Below are 20,047 nucleotides of genomic sequence, written 5' to 3'. Positions count from 1 at the left end.
TCGCGGGCTTCCTATGAGGTTGTTGAACCGTATTCTACGATGAAGCATCCTGAATGTAAAATAGGGCTAAACGGTTTTGAAGCCGATTTGGGCTGGGCTAGGCTTGTGAAAACGGAATCAAAGGCCATTATCTTCGACTTTCGCTTCCGCTCTCGGGGCAGGTTAAGCTTTAACCCACCCGTTTGAACTGGCTGTTATACAGGTCGTGATAGAAGCCTTTCTGATCCAACAGCTCCTGGTGGGTACCCCGTTCGATAATTTCCCCTCCGTTGATGACGAGAATTTGATCCGCCTCCCGAATGGTACTCAGCCTATGCGCGATGACGAAGCTGGTCCGCCCTTTCATCAACGAGTTCATCGCTTCTTGAATATGCATCTCGGTACGGGTATCGACGCTGCTGGTCGCTTCATCGAGAATCAGAATCGCGGGATCGGCCAGAATGGCTCTCGCAATCGTAATCAGCTGCCGCTGGCCTTGACTCAGATTGCTGCCCTCAGCCGACAGGATGGTATCGTAGCCTTGCGGCAGCTTCCGTATGAAGGAATCGGCGTTAGCCAGCTTGGCTGCCGCTTCAATCTCCTCGTCGGTTGCGTCCAGCCTGCCGTAGCGGATGTTCTCCCGTATCGTGTCGGAGAACAGGTAGGCGTCCTGCAGCACGATGCCGAGCTGTTGGCGAAGCTGGTCTTTATCAAGATGGTGGATCGCTTCGCCGTCGATGGTGATCGTACCCTCTTGAATATCATAGAAGCGGGTCAAGAGATTAATAATGGTGGTTTTCCCCGCGCCCGTCGGGCCTACCAAAGCTACGGTATCTCCCGGCTTGGCGGTCAGCGATACGTGCTTGAGGATAGGCACGTCTTCCTTGTAGCGGAAGGATACATGATCCAGTATGACCTCGCCCTTTACTTGGCGAAGCTCTTTATGGCCTGCCTGCTCCTCATATTCGGTCTTCGTATCCATAATTTCAAATACGCGTTCCGCACCGGCAACGCCGGATTGAATCATATTGAATTGATTGGCGAGCTCGTTAATCGGTCTGCCGAACTGCTTGGAATAGTTCAGGAAGCTGACGATGATCCCTATCGTCGTCATATCGTTCAACGCCATCCAGCCGCCGACCGCAGCTAATAGGGCGAAGCTCATATTATTCAGTACGTTCATAATAGGGCCGATCATGCCGCTGAAGATTTGCGCTTTGGAGCCTGCGCTGCGAAGCTTCCCGTTGATCACGTTAAAATCCTGGATCGCCTTCTCTTCACGGCGGAAAGCCTTGACGACCCTCTGTCCGGAGATCGTCTCCTCGATGAAGCCGTTGATTTCCCCGAGATGCTTCTGCTGACCGGAGAAATAGTTGCGGGTATAGCCGGAGATTTTCCCGGTTATGATCATCACCAGCGGGATCGTAATCAGGCTGAGCAGCGTAAGCCAAACATTCAGCTTCAGCATAAAGATCAAGGCGCCGACCACGGTGATTACGCTGGAGATGAGCTGTGTCACGCTTTGGTTTAACGTATTGGATACGTTCTCGATATCGTTCGTTGTCCGGCTCATCAGCTCGCCGTGCGTCTTGCTGTCGAAGAACTGTAGCGGCAGCTTCTGTATGCGGCCGAACATATCCTCGCGGAGCTCCCGCACCGTCCGCTGCGATACGCCTGTCATGACATAAGCCTGAATCCAGGACATGACGGCGCTGAATACGTACACGCCTAACAGAGCGGTGCACAGTCCGATCAGGCCGCTGTAATTGCGCGGAATAATATATTCGTCGATGGATACGCCGATTAAATAAGGACCTATCAGGGCCAAGCCGGAGCTTAGCGCGGTCAGAATAAATACGGAAATCAGTCCGGCGCGTTGACGGCTTAAGTACTGCCACATTCTTTTCAGAGTGGCTTTCGTGTTTTTGGGGCGCACCTTGGCCATCATGCCTCGAGCGCCAGGGCCGCCTCCCATAGGGCCTCCCATGCCCATAGGATGACCCATCGGTCTCGTTGCTCCGCCATTACGCTCCCGGTCGCTGCGGTTCAGCTCAGCCATGTGCGACGGCCCCCTTTCCGATTTGGGAGTTATAGATGTCCTGATATTCCGGACTGGTCCGGATTAATTCTTGATGAGTACCTTCTGCGACGATGCGACCTTCCTCCAGCACCAGAATTTTATCCGCATCAAGGACAGAGGAGATCCTCTGAGCGATGAGGAAGCAGGTGCTCTCGCGCATCAGCTCTTTGATGGCCGCCTGGATGCGGGACTCGGTCCCCAGATCGACGGCACTCGTGCTGTCGTCCAGAATGAGGATGGAAGGCCGGACGAGCAGCGCGCGGGCGATGGAGATCCGCTGCTTTTGTCCCCCGGACAGATTGACGCCTCTCTGGCCAAGCTCGGTATCATAGCCTTCCGGCATGCTCATAATGAAATCATGAGCCTGGGCCGCCTTGGCTGCCGCTTCCACCTCTTCCTGTGAAGCATCCGGCTTGCCGAAGCGAATGTTGTCACGAATGGTTCCGGTAAACAGGATGGCCTGCTGAAGCACCATACCGACCTGATGGCGAAGCTGATCAAGCGACATTTGCCGCACATCGATACCGTCGATCAGCACGGTCCCTTTCGTAGTATCATACAGCCTGGGAATCAGGCTCACGAGCGTGGATTTACCGGAGCCTGTCGCACCCAGAATCGCGACCGTCTGACCCGGACTGGCTGTAAAATGAATGTCCTTCAGCACTAATTCCTTCTGCTCGGAGAGGGAGTCCTTGGGAACGGACGCATCGGTGCTATAAGCGAACGATACGTGCTCGAACGTAACCTCGCCCGCTCTAACCGCACGGTCTACGGTGTGACCGTCATCCGTAATTTCGGATTGCACCTCCATCACTTCGTTAATGCGGTCGGCAGATGCTTTGGCGCGCGAGACGAACATCAGCATCATGCCTACCATCAAGAGGGAGAACAGCACTTGCGTCACATAGTTAACAAAAGCGATCAAATCACCGACAGGAAGGGACCCTTCCCAGGTCAGATTGCCTCCGTACCACAGGACCGCTACAATGCTGGCATTCAAGATCAAGGTCATGACCGGCATATTCAAGGCGACGATCCGCGTGGCCTTCATGGCAATCTCGGTGTAGTCGTTATTGGCCTTGCGGAACCGCTTGTTCTCGTAGTCGGAACGTACGAATGCCTTGACAACCCGGATGCCTGCCAGATTTTCCTGAAGAACGTTGTTCACCGAGTCCAGCTTGCTCTGCACAATGGAGAACAGAGGAAAGGCGAAGCGGATCAGCAGATACAATACCAGGAATAGAATCGGAATGACGACCGCCAAAATGATGGCCAGCCGGTAGCTGATCGTAACCGCCATAATCAGGCTGCCGATAGCAAGGAAAGGGGCTCTGACCAAAATGCGCAGCGTCATTTGCACCAGGTTTTGCATTTGAACCACATCATTCGTCAGGCGAGTGACAAGCGATCCGGCCTTAAACTGGTCCAGATTGCGAAAAGAAAACGATTGCACTTTTTGAAACAGGTCCTTGCGCACATCGGCCCCGAAATTCTGGGAGGCCAGGCTGGAGAAGACGGTACACCCCAGTCCGCCAATCAGACCGATAAGGGAGAAGCCGATCATCATGGCGCCAACCTTTTGAATGTGCAGCAAATCCCTTTGCAGGACCCCTTCGTTCACGATGCTGGCCATAAGCTTCGGCTGAAGCAAATCCATGTATACCTCAACGAGCATCAAGAGGGGAGCCAGCAAGGCGGATTTCCAGTAAGGTTTTAAATACCGAAACAATTTCCACACAAAGTTGCACCTCGCTATTATTTTGTCGACTAAACGTTTTTCTCCAATTTTTTCAGGTTATCCTGCAGATGCAGCAGAAAGCGGCGAAGCAGCAGCTTCTCTTCGGTCGTGAAGTCCTCGAATGAGCTGACCTCCAAAGACTGCATCGTATCCTTCACCGCTTGGATCGCTTGCCGTCCTTGCTCGGTCAAATACACCCTCGAGATCCGCTGGTCCCGTTCATCCGGCCTGCGCTTTACAAGTCCGGTCTTCTCCATGCGGGTCAGCATCACGGTCAGGGTTGCAGGCTGGATGCGCAGCTTCTTGGCCAGCTCCTTCTGGCTCTGTCCGTCCTCTTCCGATAGCCGGAATAGAAGGGGAGGCTGTCCCGGATAAACTTCAATTCCCTGCTCCTGCAGCAGCAAATGCAAGGTGTGGCGGTGAAGCCTCATCACATGGGACATCAAATGGGTGAGAGATTCGGACGGATGGGGATGCAAGTCAGTCGTATCCTCCTTGTTAAATTATTTAGGCGACTAATCTAAATTGTAAAACAGTGGAAGAAGCCAGTCAACTGAAAATATGCTTAAAGCGGGAGGAAGGGAACCGGGTGCTTTGGCAGATTTCCATGCGTAAGAAACCATGCGGGAAAAGCCAAACTAGAGAAAAGGCGGTCCAACCATGTAACTGTATCAATTACAGGTTAAAGAAAAATGAAACCTATGTTAAAATACATAATAGCAAAAGAGTCGAAGCTCGGTTGAGCTGCGATCAAGGAAGAGGGGAGTCGCATGACGATAAGCAGCCGTTTTGCTGTTGCCATCCACATATTATCGCTTCTTGAAGTCAACAAGGAAGGCCGGAACACCTCCGACTTTATAGCCAGCAGCGTCAACACGAATCCAGTAGTTATAAGGCGAATCATGAGCATGCTGAATAAAGCAGGACTCGTCATCACGAATCCTGGGGTGGCGGGAGCCGTTCTGGCGCGGCCGATGGAGCAAATTACCCTGCTGGAGGTGTACCGCGCCGTTCAAGCCGATCATAAGGAGGAGCTGTTCTCCGTACATGAGAACCCGAACCCGCAATGTGCGGTAGGCCGAAATATTCAAGGTGCATTGGAATCGACGTTCCTGCAGGCGCAAAAGGCGATGGAAGATGAATTAAGCAAAGTCACACTGAAGCATATCGTGTCTCAGATGATAGAAGAGTCTTAAAGCTGTGAGAGGGCGGCGTATGAAATTATTGCGTACGCAGTGCAGTGTACAAACAGAACGATCAGGAGGTCGTGGGATGAGGCTTCGTCCATACAGTCTGTTATGTTTTGCTGTTGCGGTTATTTGTGCTGTCATCAGCGTACTGTCATTGGAGAAAGAAGGGAGCGGGTTCCTGACTCCTTTTCTGGTTCCGTCTGTCATAGTTGGGTTCATTGGCGCTTTGGCCAGGGTACCGCTTTTGCTGTATATTTCGTTCCTTCTGGCTGCACCTCTGCTATTGTTTGTAATCAGCATGGAGTTCTGGTTCCTTGCAGCCGTACCGGCATGCCTTCTGTTAAGTGCCGTGATGCTCCATCTTCCGCGCAAGAAACCCGTTCCCTCGAGATGAAGAAACGGGTTCGATTGTTTCCGGAATCAGCTGCGCCTGCTGGGAAACCTTAGAGCCGTTTGACCATATGAAAATAAGTGTGCCCGTTAATCACCGTGTTTTTGTCCGCTTCATACCCCAGCTTTTTATATAAAGTACAGGCCTTTTCGTTATATTGCTCGACGTTCAGGGCAATTTTGTCGTAGCCGAGCTGCCGCCCGTGCTCTTCTGCCGCGCGGATCAGCTCGGTACCGATGCCGCGGCCTCCCCATTCGGGGAATACGGCCAGAGCATCGATGTAATATTCATCCTCATCGGCCTCCTTATCCAATGACAGGTTCGGGTCGTTCTTTAACGAACGAAGCTGCTCCAGGATCGGTCGATCTATCGTTTCGGCATCTGAGCCGTGGTAGCACAAAATCATGCCGGCCACTACACCGTCTAGTTCTTTAACGAGAAGGTTAGGGTAGCTGAACCGGTTCCCCTCGGTCTGGAAAAATCGCGTTAACCGCTCCAGCACCTCTTGTTCTGTGTCGGCTCCCGTCAATTGAAAGCCAATATCCTTAATCGCTTGGTAGATTAAAGCTGCGGCTGCAGGAGCATCCGCCGGTTGAGCGAGTCTAATCATATTCATGCCTCCGGTAATAATGAAGTTGTTGTAGCAAGCTCCCATCGGAATAGAATGATGATTCCACCATTCAAAAGCTGCTTTTATTGTATACTATAAAAGAAAAAATCGGAAATGAAGGCGAAGCTCCACGTGGATTGCAAAGGAATGCCCGTATTCGGGCATGCTCCGAATAACGAACAGGAAGGAGGGAATTGCTGTGAGGTTAAGCGTGTTGGACCAGTCTCCCATTGCGGAAGGCAGCAGTGCGTCAGAGGCATTGGCCCTGACGGCAAGGCTGGCTCAGGAGACCGAGCAGCTGGGATATTCCCGGTTTTGGGTAGCGGAGCACCATTTTACGATGAGCCTGGCCGGCTCGAGCCCTGAGGTGCTTATCAGTCATTTGGCAGCCCGGACCTCCAGCATACGTATTGGCTCGGGAGGCGTTATGCTGCCGCATTACAGCGCATTTAAAGTAGCGGAGAATTTCCGGTTATTGGAGGCGCTGTACCCCGGGAGAATCGATCTCGGGATAGGACGGGCGCCGGGAGGAATGCCGCTGTCCACCAGGGCGCTGCAGGAAGGCAAGACGTCCGCGCTGGATCTGTACCCGAAGCAAATCGAGGATTTGATCGATTATTTGCATGATTCGCTTCCGGATGATCACGCTTATGCGGGATTGCGTGCCACCCCGATCGTGGACACGGCTCCGGAGCTGTGGCTGCTCGGCTCTAGCGGTGAGAGCGCCCGGTTGGCCGCACAATTCGGTGCGGGGTTTGCGTTCGCACAGTTTATTAACGGCTTTGGCGGAGACGACGAGATGCGGGGATATCAGCGGAGGTTTCAACCGTCCGTTCTTGGAGACAAGCCGAAGTCGCTGCTCGCAGTTTTCGTCATTTGCGCGGAGACGGAGGAGGCGGCTAATGAGATAGCCTCCAGCCTGGATTTGAGGCTGCTGCTGTTTGAAAAAGGGCGCAGCTCCGTAACAGGCACGCCTTCCATTGAAAAAGCGAAGCGTTATCCGTATACGCCCTATGATCGAAACCGGATAGAGGATAACCGGAAACGGATGATCGTAGGGACACCGGAGCAGGTCAAGGCAAGGCTGTTACGCCTGGCGGAGCAGTACCGGACGGAGGAGCTTATGCTGGTGACGATCACATACGACTTTGAAGCCAAGCTGCGGTCCTACCGGCTGCTTGCGGATGCTTTCGACCTTTAAGTCCCGTTACTAACCAGGGAGGGTTCCATGAATTCACACAGCGAGAGAGAAGAGATGCTATGGTCAGTCAGCCGGGACACACTCAGCGAGCAGCTGAAGCGAACGATCGCCGAATGCAGGCGGCGTACCGATTTGCCTTTTTGGGGCGAGGTATTCTCGATCATTCAACAAATGAAAAAAATCCCTTCGGACTACATGCCGCTCTACGAGCTTCATCCGGTGGGAGGGGTGCTGTATGATGCAGATAAACGCCGGTTTGTCGTTAAAATTCCTGATATGGACATTACCTTGAAAGATGCGGAGCTGGCGGACGCTATCGTGAAGCAGGGGTTGTTTCATCCTAAATAAACCGGGAACATCGGAAGGCGGAGCGGATGCTCTGCCTTTACTTTCTCCGGTGTATTCGTCTCTGTGATCGATTTCTCCCGTCCCCTTGGAAACCGCAGTTCTGCGAGAAACGCCTTTCAAGCTACTTAAGCAGTACCCGGTACGGCTCGGGCCTGTCGGTGGAGGTCAAGAGACACCAAATCTTATGTTGGAAAAGGAAGGGAGTACATGCTATGCAATTTCGACGTTTAGGAAATAGCGGGTTGAAGGTGTCCGTTCTGGGTCTGGGGACCAATGCGTTCGGCAAACGGGCCGATCAGCAGACTTCCACGCAGATCATTTATCATGCAATGGACAACGGAATCAATTTCATTGATACCGCCAATATTTACGCCCAGTCCGAATCGGAACGAATCATTGGTCTGGCTCTGGAGGGCAGAAGGCACGAGGTGGTTCTGGCGACCAAAGCCGGCCTGGTCCGCGGACCGGGGCCGAATGAAAGAGGCTCGTCAAGATATCATCTCCAGCGGGAGCTGGAGGACAGCTTGCGCCGGTTGAAGACGGACTATGTGGATTTGTATCAAATTCATACGTTTGATCCCGATACGCCCCTTGAAGAAACGCTTCGGGCGCTGGACGATATGGTGCGGTCCGGGAAGGTGCGGTATATCGGGGCTTCCAACTATGCGGCCTGGGAGCTCATGAAGGCTCTTGGCATCAGCGAGCGTCTGGGCCTGAACCGGTTTGTTTCTACACAAATCAGCTATTCCTTAGCCGACCGGACGCCGGAGCAGGAGCTGGTCCCGCTTTGTCTGGATCAAGGGGTAGGGATTATTCCTTATTTTCCGCTGGCCGGGGGCATTCTTACCGGCAAATACAATGCTCTGGACGCCGCTCCCGAAGGGTCACGCGCGCAAACGGATCCGAATTTCAGCCGGTTTCTTAGCGAGGACAGAATCGCGTTGGGCACGAAAGTAAGTCAGCTTGCAGCTGAAGCGGGCTGCTCCCCGAGTGCGCTTTCGATTGCTTGGCTGATGCAGCAGCCTGCCGTATCCACTGTGATTGTAGGTGCGACGCGTATAGAACAAGTAACGGAAAACTTGCGAAGCTTATCCGTCGATCTTACAGCGGAGCATCAGCAGGAATTGAGCTCTATCAGCGAGCCGTTTCGTTATGGGGCTCCGTTCGCTTTATACCGGCTTCCATAGAACTTTTCGGCTAATGAAAAAAAGTCCGATGCCTTATGGCATCGGCCAGATTGTCGAGAAACCTATAAGGCTTGAACTATTGCTAATATACTACGGTGGGGTATGCCCCTCCAGCCGCTGTTGAAACCCGTGAAAGGGATCAGATTTAGTGGTATTTTCACGGGTTTCAAAGGCGGACGTAAACTCTTCCGAGGAATACCCCACCTCCATATTTAGCAAAGTTCTCGCAAAACTAGGTTTCTCGACAGACTCTCCGATGCCTTATGGCATCGGCTTTTTCCCATAATTCGGCTTCGAAACCAAGGAGCTGCTTTGCGGCGCCGGCTCCAGTCTTGTTCTTACCTGGAACGACAGATGCCCAAAATCCGGATTGACAAGAACAGCAGACCATGATATCTTTGAAACAAATAAATTGTACACAATTTAATTTTGCGAAATACATAGTGGAGGTGCGGATGAACAAGGATGACTGGCTGAAGCTGGAGAACCAGCTGTGCTTTGCCGTATATGCCTGCTCCAAAGAAATTACGCGGCTGTACAGGCCGCTGTTGGATGAGCTGGGTCTAACGTACACGCAGTATGTCACGCTGCTGGCCCTGTGGGAAGAGGACGGGGTCACGGTGAAGGAGCTCGGCAGCCGACTGTATTTGGATTCCGGCACCCTGACGCCGCTATTGAAGCGTCTGGAGCAGATGGAGCTAATAAAGCGCGTGCGGGACAGCAAGGACGAACGTCAGGTCAGAATCCGCCTGACAGAGCAGGGAACCAGGCTGAAGCAACAGGCTTATGACATCCCTGGCCGCTTATTTTGCCGGATGGGGATAGAGCAGGAAGAAGCAGCGGAGTGGCGTGAAAGACTAACGGCGCTCCTGCATACAATCCATCACATGCAAACGGAGGAATGAACCATGTCTATTTATGATATTTCGGCAGTAACGCTTCAAGGGAAAGAAGTATCTCTTGAGCAGTACAAGGGGAAAGTACTGGTCATTGTCAATACGGCAAGCAAATGCGGGTTTACGCCGCAGTACACCGATCTGCAAAAGCTGTACGAGCGCTATAATTCGCAAGGACTGGAAATTCTAGGCTTTCCGTGCAACCAGTTCAACGAACAAGAGCCGGGGAGCAACGAGGAAGTTCAGTCGTTTTGCCAAGTGAACTATGGCGTCCAATTCCCGATGTTTGAAAAAACAGATGTGCGCGGCAGGGACGCTCACCCATTGTTCCGCTATTTGACGGAGCAGGCTCCTTTCGAGGGCTTCGATCTGAGCAATGCCAGCGGACGGCTGCTCCACGCTTTTCTGCAGGAGAAGCAGCCTGAGCTGCTGGTCGGGGACGAAGTGAAATGGAACTTTACGAAATTCCTTGTGGACCGCGACGGCCATATCGTAGAACGGTTTGAGCCGGCAGTGGAGCCGATGGACATGGAGCCCGCAATCGAATCGCTGCTGTAATGAATCCTTTATCCAAATCAGGAAAAGACTGCATGGACGATTAGGCTATACGTCCTGCAGTTTTTTCATATCATGGCCATAGTTCAACCCCAACAGGACTTTCAACGGATTCGCCCTGCTTGTGGGGGGATTAGCGCATAGGACCCAGCTTCGTGATTTCCGTTTGGAAGGAGATATGGACATCAGCGCGGGACAATGCCTCTTCCCACTGGTCCTGCACCTCTTTCCACTGGGCATTATGATAGGCTCGGGCATACAATCCGAGTCCGATGGGGTCAATCCGGGCCTTCTGGAATTTCCCGATCAAATCGGCGCACCTCTTTTGTAAATCTTCGTTCACAATGGACTCGAGTTTGGGGGAAGGAATCGATGCAGCAAACCTGGGTAGCTGCTTCTCGAGCAGGCTGAAGCTGATTCTTCCGAGAATATGAAACTCGAACCGGTCCTTATTGTATGCGCTGCGGATACGCAGCTTCAGCTTCTCGGGCAGAATGCCCAGCTTCTTTTTAAGGATACTTCCATCAGGCTGCTTTTGTGGAACATGTATCGTCAGAGAGAGATCTTCACCGGTCTTGCGCTGCAGAATTTGCAGCAGGGCATTTTCCTCTTTGGATAGCGATGCGACATATTTTCCCTGCTTATTCAGCAGGGCGGTGCCCTGAACCTCGATGCTTTTCTCTTTTTTAATTTCCGATATAACAGGCGTGGTTCCTTTCTCGAACATTTGACGGTGCAGCTCTTGCAGTGTTGTTTTCACCGTAATGTTTCTTTCGTAAGCCGTATCTATAAGCTTGGACAAAAATACCGGCAGTCTCGGCTTGTCTTTGGGCTGAAATTGAAAAATCTCTATGAGGGGGCCATCCACCGCAACGACTCTCGCGTTGACCGTGAATTTGGCATCCCGGAACGCCACATCCAGCAAGGGGAACCAGTCCTCATGCTGCAGCAGCCGTTTGCCGAGGAGGAGCACCTGTACTTTCCCGCGTACCGTCAGAGCATTTGTCAGGCTGTCCAATTTCCTCTCGGATTGAACGACCGTCGATGTGAAGGCCTGGGCTTCTTCCTCTCTTTTTCTGGCTTGCTTATTGAATACGGGGCTCGATAAATAATAGACGAGGCGGTCATCCCCCTCCAAATCAATCCCCATCAAAAGTCCTATCGCCATATTCTCGAGATCCAGACGATCGTTACATCCCGGAAGCAATAGCAGTATGACAATACACAAGCAGTGAAGCCGCTTCAAGGAGTTCTCCTCCTTCGGATGAGCCTGTGCCCCGCCATATACAGCCATAAGATGACGGGGAGAACGAAGGCTATCACAACGCCCACCATACCGATAATACGCTGTAACTGGTCGTTTTTATCGAATGAGAGCTTGTAGAAGAATGTTATAGCAATAGATAGAAGCAGAAAGATGACCAGATGACGGTGATGATTCTGCTTGCCCAGCAGCTGGCTGGTACAGAAGATAGACCAGTACACGTTAGGCATCCAGGTGGTGGAAATGATCACCAAGTAAAAGGCGAGAAACACGATCTCCGGACGTTCCAGGAAGCTTAGCTGAATGGCCTTTAATATATTGAGGGTAGGCTCGTTAAATTGCAGGATGCCTTCAGGACTGAAATAGACAAAGCAGGCAAGGGTCACAAAAAGAAACACCAGCATGGACAATGTGTTGGCGATCACGATTCCCGGAACGGCGGTCTCCTTGTTCTTCAAAAAAGGATACAGAAACAAGGCGGTTTCAAATCCGAGAAAGGAGTTGACCGTCAGGGAAGTCGTCTGCACAATGGGACTCCATCCGTCCTTGACCAGCGGGAGTAGGTAGTTCCAATGGGCATCCTTCAAAGGGAGCAGATAAAACAACGGCATCCACAAGGAGAGGAAGAACACCAGCTCCGAGTATCGGCCCTGCACGCGTAAGCCGTTTCTAACCACCATGTAAGTAGGGATGCAGAAGAGAAGCATCAAGACATAGTCCGCCGTTTGAGGCAGAATCCATGAAGTGATGAACAGGCTGGCACGGCTCATAACGGTATAAGCCAAAATTCCAAAATAAATTGCAAAAGCCAGGGTGAATAGCCTGCCGATCCATACACCGAAATATCGCGGCAGCAAATCGATGATCGTATCCCCGGGATGCTTCTTCATCACCTGGATCAGGACAAGGCTGGCCGCTACGGATAAAGCCCATCCGATAAGGATGGACATCCATCCGGCAGTCCCGGCAGACGCGGCAATTTGGCGAGGCAGCTGAAGGATGCCTATACCGACCTGTGAGCTGTGAATGAAAAGGGTGTACTGCATAAACGTGATATCGTTATAGGCATATTTGTTCACTCCCTAGCTGCCTCCTTCCACTATATGTCCTTGGCCTCAAATGATGGGGCCGCTGCTTTTGATTTTGACCTTGACCGATACATTCACTTCAGCCTTGGACCAGGCTTCACCCCACTGCTGCCCGACCTTGGACCAAGCTTTATACTGATAAGCTCTGGCCAAGTCGCCGTAGCCTACAGGGTCGGCTTTATGCTTTTGCATCTTTTTAATGAGAGTTTGCAGCTGCTTTTGCAGCTCCTTCTCCATCATTTGCTCCAGCTTGCGGCTTTCGGTTCTCATGTTATAGGGAAAGAGCCGTTCTGTCAGTGTAACTGTCATATTGACCTGCGTATCGAAACGAAAGCGTCCCTGTTCGTAAGCCGTTTTCGTTTTATTAGAGAGTCGCTGTATGAGAAAGCTCAGCCTGTTTTGTTCAATGGGCCCCTTTTTTTCACCGGCAGGAAAGGAAAGAGTAACGTTCTGCTCCCCGTGCCGATGCTGTTGAAGAATGCGCAGGAGCGTGGTTTGCTGCAGGTTAAGCGAGTCGGCGTACTTTCCATCCTCTTGCAGCAAGGTCGTCCCTGTAAGCTCAACCTCCTTATCCTTCTTGATTTCCGAAATAAAGGGGGTCATCCCCCTATCGGTCATTTGCCGGTGCAAATCCAGCAAGTTTGTTTTTACCGTAATGTTGCTCCGGTGGTTTTGCTCGATAAGGCTTGTAATAAACATGGGAAGCAGCGGCTTATCTTTCGGAGTGAAGTGGATGATGTCCGAGACGGATCCGTCGACAGCAACTACCTTGGGCGACAGGCTGTTCTTGGTATCACGGTAAAACGTATCGAAAAGCGGGAACCAGTCCCCTCTTTTCAGAAGCCGATGGCTGAGCAAAATAATTTGGACCTTCCCTTCCACCGTCAGGGCCGTAACCATGGCATCGAACACTTCCCTGGCTTCATGAAACGTGGCAGCCTTGACTCCATACTCCTCTTCCTTGTCCTTCGCTTCTTTATTAAAGACAGGGCTCGATTCATAGAACACCAGGTTGTTATTGCCGTCTACATCGATCCCTAGCATAAGGATGACGGTAAGATCCTCCAGATTGTGCCGGTCTCTGCAGCCGGTAAGAAGGGCAGCGAGCAGGGCGATGATTACCGCCAATTGGATGGGTTTCCTCATGTGCGTCTCCTTCCTTGGGACAGCTCTTTTCCCCTTAGGTACAGCCATAAGCCTACCGGCATGACAAAGGCGTACAGAAAGCCCGTTTTGGTCAGCCAGCTGTACCAATCCTCCATTTGATCCGTTGAAGGATCTAGGAAATAAGCAGACAGGATGGTAAGGACCAGCAGGACGAGCACGTGGCTTTGATGATCTTGTTTGCCTAGAAGCCAGCTTGTGCAAAAGACGGTATTATACATCAGAGTGATCCATGTCGCGGAAATGACGGTCAAAAATCCGGATAAAAATACTATTTCCAGCCGCTCAACAAATTTGAATTCGACCACCTTCAGCAAATCGAGGGTTGGCTGTTGATACTGCGTGATTTCATCCGGACTGAAGAAAACAAAGCACGATAGCACGTTAATCAGAAAAATGAGCAACGTCAAGGTGTTGGCTATGATGATCCCTGTGGCGGCAGCTTGTTTTTTTTGCAGAAACGGATACGCGATCAGGGCGGAATCGAAGCCAAGGAACGAAAATACCGTAACCAGAGTCCCCTGAAGCAAAGGGCCCCATCCTTCTCCAAGGATCGGAAGCAGATGCAACGGATGCCCGTTCTTTAACGGGACCAGCATGAAGAAGATCATCCCTATCGTCAGAAAAAAAATCAGCTCTGTATACCGGCCTATAACCCGAAGACCGTTGCGGGTGATCAGATACGTCGGTATCGAGAACAAAATGATTAAAATGTACAGCGGCGTATGGGGGAGAATCCACTGCTGAATCATCAAACCCGTTGCGAAGATGCTGGTCAGGCTGGAAAAGGCGTAAAACATCGTCATCAACAATACCGCTATTTTGCCGATAGGTTTGCCGAAATAATGAACCAGCAAATCGGGAAAGGCTCCATCCGGATATCTTTTCATGATAGAGACGATGAATAGACTGGCGGCTACGGACCCTGCCCAGCCCATCAGGAGCGATATCCATCCGCTGACGCCGGCCTTTTCGGCCAACAAGCGGGGGAGAGCTAGCTGGCCGCTCCCCAGCTGAGTACCATGAATGAAAAAGATATACTGCATCAGCGTGATTTCGTTATACTGGTATTTCTTCATTTGCCGTCACCTCTAGGGTGATTGGGGCCCAGCCGTTTATCCTGCACAGGCCGCGCGCTCACCGGACGTTTGGTCATTTTCCATAGCGGTACCCGGATAAACGTATCCTTCCAATCTGCGAAACGCATCGGGGCGAGCGGGCTTCCATAGGGAGTACCGAGCGATTCAAGAGAAATGAGATGGGCGATGAGAGTCATTAACCCGATAACGATTCCGACAATGCCGAACATGGAAGCAATGATCATCATGGGGAATCGGATCAAACGAATGGCGGAAGCCATATCGTAATTCGGGATAATGAATGAAGCGATCGCCGTCGCCGCCACAACAATAACCATTACGTTGCTTACGATGCCGGCCTGTACGGCGGCCTGGCCTATGACGATACCCCCGACGATGCCTACGGTTTGCCCGATCGGCGAAGGCAGCCGAATCCCGGCCTCCCGCAGCATCTCCAGCGTAATTTCCATCAGTAACGCCTCGACGATAGGGGGAAAAGGAACACGCTCCCGGGATTCCCCGATCGATAAGATCAGCTTTATCGGTATGACCTCGTAATTAAATGAAATGGCCGCGATGTACAGAGCGGGCAGAAAGGCGGCGACGAGGAAGCCGACGAAACGCAGCAGCCGGATAAACGTGGCAAGGAGCCAGCGCGTACTGTAATCGTCCAAGCTTTGAAAGAAGGACGTAAAGGTCGTAGGGCCGATCAGCACGCTTGGGGAGCGATCGACGACAACGGCGAACCTGCCCTGCAATATTTGGGAAGCCGCGGCGTCCGGACGCTCCGTCGATAAGAACTGGGGGAAAGGAGAGTACGGGTTGTCTTCTATGAACCCTTCCAGCTCCCCGGTGTTCAATATCGCGTCTACATCCAGCCTCCGGATGCGGTCTTCCAGTTCCTTCAGAACCTCCGGATGGGCGACATCGGCCAAATAGAGAATGGATACGGTTGTTCTGCCTCTTCGGCCAACCGTAATTTCCCTTATTTTGAGCTCACGGTTCGGAATATACCGGCGAATCATGGCGATATTCTGGGTTCCCGTTTCTACAAAGCCCTGGTGGGCCCCCTTCAGGGAAGCCTCTATCTGAGGATCTTCGATGGACCGCTGCGGCCAGCCTTGGGTGTCGAAGGTTTGAACCTCCGTCAGCCCTTCCGTAAACAGAATACTGTAGCCTTGGAAAAGAGCCTGTTCAATGTCCTCCCAACGCGTCAGCTTCATAATGTATCCAATAGTGACGGCCGGGGCAGAACCGGGGCTTCCGCCGGATGTTCCCGTCTGAAGCGAACGGATCACATTATTGTTAATGGAGTTTTTATCGCTAAGCCCATTCATGTATACGAGCGCAGCTTCGTCACCCGTCGATTGGATGACAAGATGGCGGATGACAAGATCGGGAGCCAGGCTGAAAAGAGCGCTTAGCTCCGCTATATTTGCCGCCAGAGAGGGGCTTATGGTACCAGTCAGCTTCTCGTACGTTGGGTGGGCCGACGGATTCTGAGGACTTTTCCATTTCAACCAGTGAAGAAAGCTCATGATGACTCCATTCCGATCCTTCATTTATTGTTTAATATGGCATGGGATGAAAAATTTATGCGGAAATGGCTCATTTGTCCGGCCAGGCTGCGTCAGGCTTGTTTTTGCAATCCGACACGAGCGTGGTATGATTTATAGCATAAACCAGGCCTGATGAAAGAAGGCCGGAGTGACTGCAGGAAGGGAACGAACTGGATTTGATTCGTCATTATTTGCACAAATACCCGTTCAAGCACCGGCTTCGTATCGCCTTTGCCTTGATGATTATTTTATCCGTGCTGACCGTTGGATGGACCACTTACCAAATTTCTGCGAAGGTTGTGCAGGACAACGCCCTGAAGCTGAGTCAGGATGCATTGAATAAATCCTCCCAGGCGTTCGATGAGAAGCTGAACCATGTTGCTCTGTCCCTAATGACGCTGGTGATCAGCAGCTCCTACGAGCAGGCGATGAAAGATGTCGTTACGGGAAATAACTCGAACTATTTTGCTCATTATGCGGCTTTGCAAACGCCGTTTATGCAGCTGAAGCTGAATGAGCGGCTGCTGCAATCGGTGCTGCTTACGACGCCGATAGGCGATTTTTACCCTGCGGATGCGCCTAGACAAGCCCAGAACCATTTTGTTGATACGCCTATGTACGACAGAATCCGGGAAGAACGGCATGCGATATGGATTGAGGGGCATAAAGATCCCTTTTTCGCCGGGGAGGTTCCGGTTTTATCACTGGTCATTAACGCGATTTCAAGCTTTGTGGTCCCTGAATCCTATATTATTGTGAATTTGAGGGAGGAAGGACTGCTTCATTTTTTAACCGATAATATTAACGAATGGCGTGAAGGCGTTACGATCATGAAGGAAGATGGTACGCCGGTATTCATGCAAAAGCCGTATCTGTACGGGGATATGCTCAAAGAGCCGGAGTTCCGGGAGCGAATCGGGTCCAAGGCGCAGGGCGCTTTTAATTATGCCTTTCAAGGCGAGACGTACTTGGTGAACTTCGTCAAATCCACCGTCGACAACAAGTGGACCTACATCAGCGTCAAACCGACCGATGAGCTGATGAGCCAGGCGAACGGCATCAAATGGGCAACCTTGCTCGTCATGATTGTCTGCATTATCATAGGCTTTCTTGTGTCCAACGCCTTAAGTACGCTGCTGGCGAATCCGCTGACCAAGCTTCAAAAGCTGATGCGGCGCGCGGGGGATAACGACTTGGGCGTACGCTTCGAAAGCGGCGGTAATGATGAGGTGGCCCAGGTAGGCAAGCAGTTCAACCGGATGCTGGAGCAGATCGCACAATTAATTGAGGCGAACCACCGGGTGGAAAAGGACAAGCACAAGGCGGAAATCAAGGCGCTGCAGGCGCAGATTGACCCGCATTTTCTATACAACACATTGAACACCATTTATTGGAAGACACAGCTGAAAAAATCGGATGAGGTCGGCCGGATGGTCATGTCGTTGTCACGGATGTTCCAGCTGGGTTTGAATAACGGCAAAGAACTGACAACAATCAAGAAAGAATTGTTGCACGTGGAGCAATATTTGTCGCTTCAGCAGAGATGCTACGAGAATTTGTTTGAATATCGGATCGAAGCTCCGCAGGACGAGGACATTCAACAGCATTCGATATTGAAGGTGCTGCTTCAGCCGCTGGTCGAAAATTCGATCCTTCATGGCTTCAAGGACAAGCAGACCGGGGGCCTCATTATAGTGAGGCTGGAGCCAGTGGAAGATCACCTGATATTCACAATCGAAGATAACGGCCACGGCATGGACGAGGAGCAGCTGCGCGCGATACGACAGGCCGCCGAATCGTCGGACAGCTACGCGCTTCATAACATTGTCGAGCGTCTCAAGCTGTATTATGAGGACGAAGCGAGCATGACGATTCACAGCACGCCGGGCTTGGGAACGATCGTAACCTTGAGGATACCTTGGGACAGAGGAGGGGCAGACGATGGATTCGACGATGATCAGAATGATCGTTATAGATGATATCAAGGACGTTGTAGACGGACTTGTTAACGGGATCTCGTGGGAGCAATACGGCATTGCCATTGCGGGAGCCTGTCTCAACGGCGAAGACGGCTTGAAGCTGGCTTTGCAGGAAAAGCCGGATATCATCGTGACTGATATTCGGATGCCGAAGATGGACGGGCTGACGATGACGCGCGCTATTGTCGAAGCGCTGCCGCAATGCAAGATCATCCTGATCAGCGGCTACAGCGATTTTGAATATGCTCAGGAGGCCGTTCGGCTTGGCGCCTTTGATTTCGTGACCAAGCCGTTTTCATTGGAGGACATCGTCGAGACGGTACAGAAGGCACGGCTGGCGGTCTTGGAACTGAAGCGGCAGCAATCCAATATTCAGGAAATGGAGCGGCGGGTGAAGGAGAGCTTGCCGGTGCTGCGGCAGGAGTTTTTCAATTTGCTCATTCATCACAAAGCTCATGAGAACAAAATTCGTGAACGATGGGATTTTCTCCAGGTCGGACTGGACCGGGAGAACTTCGTCGTCATGGTGCTCGAGATCGACCGGTTCCAGGAGCTGAGCAAGGATTGGCCAGTCAGCGAAATCGAGCTGCTGCGGTTCACTATGCAAAATATATTGGAGGAAACGATCCATGCCTATACCAAAGGCGTGGTCTTTCGCGATTCGGACGGAAGGTTCGTAGTCATCCATAACGAATACGAAGCGGAAAGTCCGTCCGCACTGGCGGAACGCTGCTGTGATCATATCGCCCGTTACGCCAAGTACACGGTCTCCATCGGGGTCGGCAGCCGGGTAAGCAGAATCCATGAGCTGCCGCTGTCGTATCAGCAGGCGACTACGGCTATGTCGTACCATTTCTACACCGGCGGCAATGGCGTCGTATGCTATGGCGACGTGATAGAGGACAAGCAGCGGCTCCCCAAATATCCGGCGGACCGGGTGCAGGACATTGCCTTTGCGCTGCTGTCGGGCAACAGGGAGCGGACTCTCGTCATACTCGAAGAGGTGTACGAGGAGCTGGTTCACTTTCAACCGCGGCCGCAGCCGCGGTATCTGGCCTTGCTGCTCCATGGATTTGCCAACATGCTGGTGCGGGTGCTGCTCGAGAAGCTCTCCTATGAGGATATCGAGCCTCTGGAGGAGCTGCTGCAGGAAATGGAGGCGAGCAGCGGCCGTACCGTTCACGATATTTACGGGCTGCTGAAGCAAATTTGCGAGCGGGGCTGCAGCATCGTGGAGGAGCGCAGCGCTTCGCAGGCACACTTGATCATTGAGCAGGCGATAGCCTATATCAAGCAGCACCTGTCTGCAGAGCTTACCGTGGCCCATTGCGCTTCGCAGGTGCATTTGAGCGGGAGCTATTTCGCCAATCTGTTCAAGAAGGTGACTGGGATGAGCTTCAGCCAATACGTCACCGCTACGCGGATGGACAAGGCGAAGGAGATGCTGCTTCAGAACAAGCAGATCCAGGAGGTGGCTTCCGCGCTGGGATACGAAGAGCGTCGCTACTTCAGCGACGTGTTCAAGAAAGTGACGGGGATGACGCCTTCGGAATTTCGTCAGAGCGCAGGGCTTGCAGAAACTTGAGGCAAACGTGTGCCGATGCTTTGGGCGAATTGCGCAGCCCCCGTTCATCGGAGGATGCACATCGATAGGTACGCGCCGTGCTCCGATAAGCTGGCGCTTTCCTATCTCCCAAAAAGCCCTCTAGAAGATTTAGAGGGCGTGGATTGTTGTGATG

18 protein-coding genes are annotated in these 20,047 nt (G+C 52.1%); 9 read left to right on the top strand and 9 right to left on the bottom strand.

Annotation, left to right across the window (positions count from 1 at the left end; all coding sequences use genetic code 11):
- Positions 1-169 precede the first annotated feature (169 nt).
- The 3 genes from ABEA66_RS04830 to ABEA66_RS04820 are packed head-to-tail and all read right to left on the bottom strand — an operon-like array spanning position 170 to position 4,276.
- Positions 170-2,038 carry an ABC transporter ATP-binding protein gene (locus ABEA66_RS04830; RefSeq protein WP_377740917.1) on the bottom strand — a complete coding sequence of 623 codons (1,869 nt, stop codon included), beginning with the start codon at positions 2,036-2,038 and terminating at the stop codon, positions 170-172.
- Positions 2,031-3,797 carry an ABC transporter ATP-binding protein gene (locus tag ABEA66_RS04825; RefSeq protein ID WP_345586548.1) on the bottom strand — a complete coding sequence of 589 codons (1,767 nt, stop codon included), beginning with the start codon at positions 3,795-3,797 and terminating at the stop codon, positions 2,031-2,033. Before ABEA66_RS04825 ends, ABEA66_RS04830 begins: the two co-directional genes overlap by 8 nt.
- A gap of 29 nt (positions 3,798-3,826) precedes the next feature.
- A complete protein-coding gene (locus ABEA66_RS04820) occupies positions 3,827-4,276 on the bottom strand; it encodes a MarR family transcriptional regulator (protein WP_144027887.1) in 450 nt (149 codons plus the stop codon).
- A gap of 291 nt (positions 4,277-4,567) precedes the next feature.
- Here ABEA66_RS04820 and ABEA66_RS04815 point away from each other — a divergent pair, with 291 nt between their 5' ends.
- Positions 4,568-4,993 carry an Rrf2 family transcriptional regulator gene (locus ABEA66_RS04815; protein ID WP_079911192.1) on the top strand — a complete coding sequence of 142 codons (426 nt, stop codon included), beginning with the start codon at positions 4,568-4,570 and terminating at the stop codon, positions 4,991-4,993.
- A 76-nt stretch (positions 4,994-5,069) separates the two neighbouring features.
- Positions 5,070-5,381, top strand: a complete 312-nt coding sequence (locus ABEA66_RS04810; protein WP_345586544.1) for a hypothetical protein — start codon at positions 5,070-5,072, stop codon at positions 5,379-5,381.
- Positions 5,382-5,430: 49 nt separating this feature from the next.
- Here ABEA66_RS04810 and ABEA66_RS04805 read toward each other — a convergent pair whose 3' ends face one another.
- On the bottom strand, positions 5,431-5,988 hold the full coding sequence (locus tag ABEA66_RS04805; protein ID WP_345586542.1) for a GNAT family N-acetyltransferase: 558 nt from the start codon (positions 5,986-5,988) through the stop codon (positions 5,431-5,433).
- A 163-nt stretch (positions 5,989-6,151) separates the two neighbouring features.
- Here ABEA66_RS04805 and ABEA66_RS04800 point away from each other — a divergent pair, with 163 nt between their 5' ends.
- The 5 genes from ABEA66_RS04800 to ABEA66_RS04780 all read left to right on the top strand — a co-directional run bounded on the left by ABEA66_RS04800 (position 6,152) and on the right by ABEA66_RS04780 (position 10,178).
- A complete protein-coding gene (locus tag ABEA66_RS04800; protein WP_192703004.1) occupies positions 6,152-7,189 on the top strand; it encodes an LLM class flavin-dependent oxidoreductase in 1,038 nt (345 codons plus the stop codon).
- A gap of 27 nt (positions 7,190-7,216) precedes the next feature.
- A complete protein-coding gene (locus tag ABEA66_RS04795) occupies positions 7,217-7,537 on the top strand; it encodes a hypothetical protein (RefSeq protein ID WP_079911188.1) in 321 nt (106 codons plus the stop codon).
- 212 nt (positions 7,538-7,749) lie between these two features.
- Entirely contained in the window at positions 7,750-8,724 is a 975-nt protein-coding gene (locus ABEA66_RS04790; protein ID WP_345586537.1) for an aldo/keto reductase, read from the top strand.
- Positions 8,725-9,179: 455 nt separating this feature from the next.
- Entirely contained in the window at positions 9,180-9,629 is a 450-nt protein-coding gene (locus ABEA66_RS04785; RefSeq protein WP_345586535.1) for a MarR family winged helix-turn-helix transcriptional regulator, read from the top strand.
- 3 nt (positions 9,630-9,632) lie between these two features.
- On the top strand, positions 9,633-10,178 hold the full coding sequence (locus ABEA66_RS04780; RefSeq protein ID WP_079911185.1) for a glutathione peroxidase: 546 nt from the start codon (positions 9,633-9,635) through the stop codon (positions 10,176-10,178).
- A gap of 130 nt (positions 10,179-10,308) precedes the next feature.
- Here ABEA66_RS04780 and ABEA66_RS04775 read toward each other — a convergent pair whose 3' ends face one another.
- The 5 genes from ABEA66_RS04775 to ABEA66_RS04755 are packed head-to-tail and all read right to left on the bottom strand — an operon-like array spanning position 10,309 to position 16,308.
- Positions 10,309-11,421, bottom strand: coding sequence for a Ger(x)C family spore germination protein (locus ABEA66_RS04775; RefSeq protein ID WP_345586533.1), 1,113 nt, complete (start codon positions 11,419-11,421; stop codon positions 10,309-10,311).
- Positions 11,418-12,518 (bottom strand): GerAB/ArcD/ProY family transporter, encoded by a 1,101-nt coding sequence (locus ABEA66_RS04770; protein WP_079911183.1) that lies wholly within the window; start codon positions 12,516-12,518, stop codon positions 11,418-11,420. Before ABEA66_RS04770 ends, ABEA66_RS04775 begins: the two co-directional genes overlap by 4 nt.
- Before the next feature lie 36 nt (positions 12,519-12,554).
- A complete protein-coding gene (locus tag ABEA66_RS04765) occupies positions 12,555-13,673 on the bottom strand; it encodes a Ger(x)C family spore germination protein (RefSeq protein WP_079911182.1) in 1,119 nt (372 codons plus the stop codon).
- Positions 13,670-14,770, bottom strand: coding sequence for a GerAB/ArcD/ProY family transporter (locus ABEA66_RS04760; RefSeq protein WP_079911181.1), 1,101 nt, complete (start codon positions 14,768-14,770; stop codon positions 13,670-13,672). Before ABEA66_RS04760 ends, ABEA66_RS04765 begins: the two co-directional genes overlap by 4 nt.
- The gene (locus ABEA66_RS04755; protein WP_345586529.1) at positions 14,767-16,308 is read right to left on the bottom strand and encodes a spore germination protein; all 1,542 of its coding nucleotides are present in this window, start codon (positions 16,306-16,308) and stop codon (positions 14,767-14,769) included. The genes ABEA66_RS04760 and ABEA66_RS04755 overlap by 4 nt, the downstream gene beginning before the upstream one ends.
- 197 nt (positions 16,309-16,505) lie before the next feature.
- On the opposite strand from ABEA66_RS04755, the gene ABEA66_RS04750 reads away from it, so the two are divergent.
- Together ABEA66_RS04750 and ABEA66_RS04745 are read left to right on the top strand one after the other, a co-directional pair.
- Positions 16,506-18,308: a sensor histidine kinase gene (locus tag ABEA66_RS04750; protein ID WP_345586527.1), complete on the top strand. Its 1,803-nt coding sequence runs from the start codon at positions 16,506-16,508 to the stop codon at positions 18,306-18,308.
- On the top strand, positions 18,271-19,893 hold the full coding sequence (locus ABEA66_RS04745; RefSeq protein WP_079911178.1) for a response regulator transcription factor: 1,623 nt from the start codon (positions 18,271-18,273) through the stop codon (positions 19,891-19,893). Before ABEA66_RS04750 ends, ABEA66_RS04745 begins: the two co-directional genes overlap by 38 nt.
- Positions 19,894-20,047: the final 154 nt, after the last annotated feature.

It is taken from the genome of Paenibacillus vulneris (assembly GCF_039543185.1).
Lineage (GTDB): Bacteria > Bacillota > Bacilli > Paenibacillales > NBRC-103111 > Paenibacillus_S > Paenibacillus_S vulneris.
Note: the sequence above shows the minus strand (reverse complement) of the source record. Positions and strands in the feature narration are given on the sequence as shown.

Excerpts from the sequence above, each read along its gene's own strand:
- ABEA66_RS04830 (WP_377740917.1), bottom strand. The coding sequence starts at position 2,038 with ATGGCTGAGCTGAACCGCAGCGACCGGGAGCGTAATGGCGGAGCAACG.
- ABEA66_RS04755 (WP_345586529.1), bottom strand. The coding sequence starts at position 16,308 with ATGAGCTTTCTTCACTGGTTGAAATGGAAAAGTCCTCAGAATCCGTCG.
- ABEA66_RS04785 (WP_345586535.1), top strand. The coding sequence starts at position 9,180 with ATGAACAAGGATGACTGGCTGAAGCTGGAGAACCAGCTGTGCTTTGCC.
- ABEA66_RS04780 (WP_079911185.1), top strand. The coding sequence starts at position 9,633 with ATGTCTATTTATGATATTTCGGCAGTAACGCTTCAAGGGAAAGAAGTA.
- ABEA66_RS04745 (WP_079911178.1), top strand. The coding sequence starts at position 18,271 with ATGGATTCGACGATGATCAGAATGATCGTTATAGATGATATCAAGGAC.
- ABEA66_RS04805 (WP_345586542.1), bottom strand. The coding sequence starts at position 5,988 with ATGATTAGACTCGCTCAACCGGCGGATGCTCCTGCAGCCGCAGCTTTA.
- ABEA66_RS04765 (WP_079911182.1), bottom strand. The coding sequence starts at position 13,673 with ATGAGGAAACCCATCCAATTGGCGGTAATCATCGCCCTGCTCGCTGCC.
- ABEA66_RS04810 (WP_345586544.1), top strand. The coding sequence starts at position 5,070 with ATGAGGCTTCGTCCATACAGTCTGTTATGTTTTGCTGTTGCGGTTATT.
- ABEA66_RS04760 (WP_079911181.1), bottom strand. The coding sequence starts at position 14,770 with ATGAAGAAATACCAGTATAACGAAATCACGCTGATGCAGTATATCTTT.
- ABEA66_RS04790 (WP_345586537.1), top strand. The coding sequence starts at position 7,750 with ATGCAATTTCGACGTTTAGGAAATAGCGGGTTGAAGGTGTCCGTTCTG.
- ABEA66_RS04815 (WP_079911192.1), top strand. The coding sequence starts at position 4,568 with ATGACGATAAGCAGCCGTTTTGCTGTTGCCATCCACATATTATCGCTT.
- ABEA66_RS04800 (WP_192703004.1), top strand. The coding sequence starts at position 6,152 with ATGCTCCGAATAACGAACAGGAAGGAGGGAATTGCTGTGAGGTTAAGC.
- ABEA66_RS04795 (WP_079911188.1), top strand. The coding sequence starts at position 7,217 with ATGAATTCACACAGCGAGAGAGAAGAGATGCTATGGTCAGTCAGCCGG.